Below are 869 nucleotides of genomic sequence, written 5' to 3' on the forward strand. Positions count from 1 at the left end.
CAATAAATATTGTGCAAAATTTAACTTTGTCATACCATAATATTATAATATAAAAAGATGTAAAAAAAAGTTTAAAGTTGGTAGGATTTGTGATATAATATATATATATGAATAACAAAGAAATAATCAATCTTCTTAAAGAAGAAAGAAATGCTCTTGATTTACAAAGACATAATATTAAAGAAACTAATAGAAGATTAAATCTTCAAATTCGAAGATTAACAGATGATATTAATAGAATGTCACCTGCTGTTAAGAAAAGATTTGCACCTAGATTAAGAAGACAAATAAAAATTTCAAGAGAAAATATTGACAACAATAATTACTATCTTTTAAGAACCTGAAGTGAAAAGAACATAAGATGAGAAAATAAGTGTACAGATAATGGAATTTGCTGATTTAAATTAACACAATTAATTGAAGAAGAAAGAGGTTGAGGAATATATATATAGGATAATGTTAACTCTTAAAGATAAAGTCTTAAGACAAATAAATGAATGTGATAAAGCTAGAAGAAATTTACAACATTATCTAGACTTAGTTAATAATAAGTTAGCATGATTGAAAGAAATGGCAGATGATATTAGCATTGAACCAAGAAGACTTGGAATTCCTAAACCAGCAACAACAACTGATGATATTGCAAAGATGATTGATATTAATTATGGAATGCCAGCTGGATATACAGAACTAAGTAATAAATTAGAAGCAGAAAATATTCTATTAAGAGACTTATTAAATAATGAATACAAGAGAATAACAACTGAAGCTAAAGAACAACAGAATAATAAAAAAGATTACACAGTTAAATCTAAAGAAGGAAGTACAATAATGGAAGTTGAGACAATTAAATTAAATGATAAAGAAAC

The 869-nt window shown here is 25.0% G+C and carries 2 protein-coding genes; both read left to right on the top strand.

Features of this window, described 5'->3' with window-relative positions; translation table 4 throughout:
• The first annotated feature begins 107 nt into the window (after positions 1–107).
• On the top strand, positions 108–452 hold the full coding sequence (locus A6V39_RS00250; protein ID WP_187149663.1) for a hypothetical protein: 345 nt from the start codon (positions 108–110) through the stop codon (positions 450–452).
• Positions 453–456: 4 nt separating this feature from the next.
• Positions 457–869 (top strand): hypothetical protein (locus A6V39_RS00255; protein WP_187149664.1); only part of this gene is annotated, 413 nt, incomplete at its 3' end.

The organism is Candidatus Mycoplasma haematobovis (assembly GCF_001645765.1).
GTDB classification, from domain to species: Bacteria; Bacillota_I; Bacilli_A; order Mycoplasmatales; family Mycoplasmoidaceae; genus Eperythrozoon_B; species Eperythrozoon_B haematobovis.